Source organism: Albidovulum sp. (assembly GCF_049646345.1).
Taxonomy (GTDB): Bacteria; Pseudomonadota; Alphaproteobacteria; order Rhodobacterales; family Rhodobacteraceae; genus Albidovulum.
This window is the reverse complement of record NZ_JBARVQ010000120.1, coordinates 1-2799: the sequence shown is the minus strand read 5'-3', so window position 1 is coordinate 2799 and position 2799 is coordinate 1. Positions and strand designations below refer to the sequence as shown.

2 protein-coding genes and 1 pseudogene are annotated in these 2799 nt (G+C 60.6%); all 3 read right to left on the bottom strand.

Annotated features, from left to right (window positions below):
- Nucleotides 1-943: ABC transporter permease (locus WBB85_RS03075; protein ID WP_432637153.1), on the bottom strand; the 943-nt coding region annotated here is incomplete at its 3' end.
- A 3-nt stretch (nt 944-946) separates the two neighbouring features.
- The gene (locus WBB85_RS03070) at nt 947-2488 is read right to left on the bottom strand and encodes an ABC transporter substrate-binding protein (protein ID WP_432637152.1); all 1542 of its coding nucleotides are present in this window, start codon (nt 2486-2488) and stop codon (nt 947-949) included.
- Nucleotides 2489-2570: 82 nt separating this feature from the next.
- Nucleotides 2571-2799: pseudogene (locus WBB85_RS03065) on the bottom strand (hypothetical protein); the annotation flags it as partial.

Here is a 2799-nt window from a genome sequence, read left to right as displayed (position 1 = left end):
GGGGATTGGTCAGGACCGACAGGATGTCGGCGGTCAGGTTCAAAAGCACATAGACCGAGGCGAAGATCAGTCCACAGGCCTGCACCAGCGGCATGTCGCGTTTTGACACCGCGTCGATCATTGTGCGACCAAGGCCGGAATAGTTGAAGACCGCCTCGACCACCACGACCCCGACGATAAGATAGGCAAGCGTCAGCATGACGATGTTGAGGATCGGCGACAGTGCGTTCGGCAGTGCGTGGCGCAGGACGATGCGTGCGCGGCTCGCACCCTTAAGCTCGGCCATCTCGATATAGGCCTGATTCATCACCGAAAGGATCGCGGCACGCGTCAGGCGCATCGTGTGGGCCGAGACGACCAGCGCCAGCGTCAGGCAGGGCAGCGCCACGGCGCGCAGCTGTTCAAGCAGGCTCATCGAGGAAGAGATGCGCGACAGCGCCGGGAACCAGCCAAGTTTGACCGCGAACAGCATGAGAAGAAGGTAGCCAAGCAGAAAGTCTGGCATCGAGACGAAAACCAGCGTCGAGGCGGTAATGCCCTTGTCCGCCGGCCGGTCCTCGTAAAGTGCGGCAAGCAGGCCGAGACCCACCGAAAGCGGTATGGCGATGACGGCGGCCACAGTCGCAAGGAACAGCGAATTGCCAAGCTGCCGCCCGATCAGGTCGCTGACCTCGCGTCCCGACAGAAGAGAGCGGCCAAGATCACCCTGCATGAAACTCCAAAGCCAGTCGAGATACCGCAAGGCCGCCGGCCGGTCGAGGCCAAGCTGATCACGGATCGCCTGCACCGCGTCGGGCGTTGCCTGCTGGCCAAGCACTGCCTGGGCGACATCACCGGGCAATATCTCCGTCCCGGCGAAAACCAGGACGGAGACGATAAAGAGCGTGACAACGCCCGAGATGAGGCGGCCGAAGATCAGCCGCGCCAGTGACCCCTTGGCCATCCGTCAGGCTTCCAGCCAGACCCGTTCGACTGCCCGAAGGCCGGACATGTTGAACGACCCGGCCGGGTAGAAACCCTTCACCTCGTCGCGCACACCGTCGATATTGTTGCGGAAGAAGGTGATGCAGGCCCCGCCATCCTCGTGGATCATCAGCTGCGCATCATGGTAAAGCTGCTTGCGCTTGGCAAAATCGGTCTCGCCGCGGGCCTGATCGATGATCTGGTCGAATTCCGGCCGCCGCCACATCGAATCGTTCCAGGCGGCGGTGGAATAATAGGCCGTGGTCAGCATGATATCCGCCGTGGGCCGCCCGCCCCAGGCACCGATCATGAAGGGTTTCTTCAACCAAACCTCGGACCAGAAACCTTCCGACGGTTCCCGGATCACGTCGATCTTCAGCCCCGCCTTGCCTGCCGATTGCTGGAACGAGGCGGCGAATTCCTCGGATTTCGCCATGGCCACATTATTGATCGACAATGGCAGCGTGCCGTCGAACCCGGATTGTTTGAGATGGAAGGCGGCCTTTTCGGGGTCATACATGCGCTGGGGAATATCGGCGGCATAGAAGGGATCCGTCGGTGGGATCGGGTGATCGTTGCCAAGAACGCCGCCCTGCAAGAGCCCAAGAACCTGATCGCGGTCCACAGCATATTTGACCGCAAGGCGCAGGTCGGCATTGTCGAAGGGTGCCTTGTCGCAATGCATCAGGATCGGACTGTGCCCCCCTGAAGGGTGACTTTCGATATGCACGCCCGGCGTCTGGTTGATCAGCTCCATTGCCTGTTCGTCAATCTGCTGGGCCATATGCAATTCGCCGGTAACGATGCCGTTGATCCGCGCGGTGCGATCCTCGACGAAAAGGATCTCCACATCATCGACATGGGCGCGGTCGGCCTTCCAGTAATTCGGATTGCGCGTTGCGATCACCGATTCACCGGGGTTGTATTCGACCACCTGATAGGGGCCGGTGAAGACGCCCGCTGTGAAATCTTCTGTCCCCTCGGCGACGATCAGCATGTGGAAATCGCCCAGAAGATAGGGCAGGTCGGCATTCGGCTTGGACAAGGTCACGACGATCGCATCCGGCCCGTCGGCGGTGATGTCGGCGATGTCGCCCGTCAGCCCCGCCGCGCCCGAGGTTGAGCCTTCGCCGCGGTGCAGGTTCAAGGACCAGATCACATCGGCCGAAGTCATTGTCTTGCCGTTGTGAAAGGTCACGCCCTTGCGCAGGTTGAAGCGCCAGGTCTTGGCATCCGCTGAGCTTTCCCAACTTTCAGCCAGCTCGCCCACCAATTCGCTGTCCTTCTCGATCTCGGTCAGGCAATTGCCGATGGTAAAGCCGACGCAGGCATGGCCCGACGAGGTGAAGGTTCGCGGATCCAGCGTATCGCTGACCGCGCCGCCGGTCATGCCGACAATAAGCCGTCCGCCCTTTACCGGCTGGGCCTGCACCGCGGTTGCGCCAAGCCCGGCCGCGACCCACAAGGCACCGCTTGTCTTCACGAATCCGCGGCGTGTCATGCCGGGTTTTGCCGTTCTGATCATCAGTTCTTCTCCCTGGTTTGCAGCGTTTGTTTTGAAAAATTCTGCCTGTAGTGTTTATTCTAACGCATCTTAATGCTTCTTACTAATCAAAATCGTCGCGCAAAATGGCCCCTCCTGCCAGCGTGTTGCGTTTGGGATAGGCTTTTCGTCCCAGCCGCGCCTCGCGATAGGCCACAGCAATACCTGCTCCGAGAATCAGCGCGATCCCGATCGTGGACCAGCGATCGGGCAGGCTGGCCCAGAAAATCGCGCCCCAGACGACGGACATCGGCAGGGCCAGATGTTCGAAAGAAGCAACAAGGCTGGGCGGA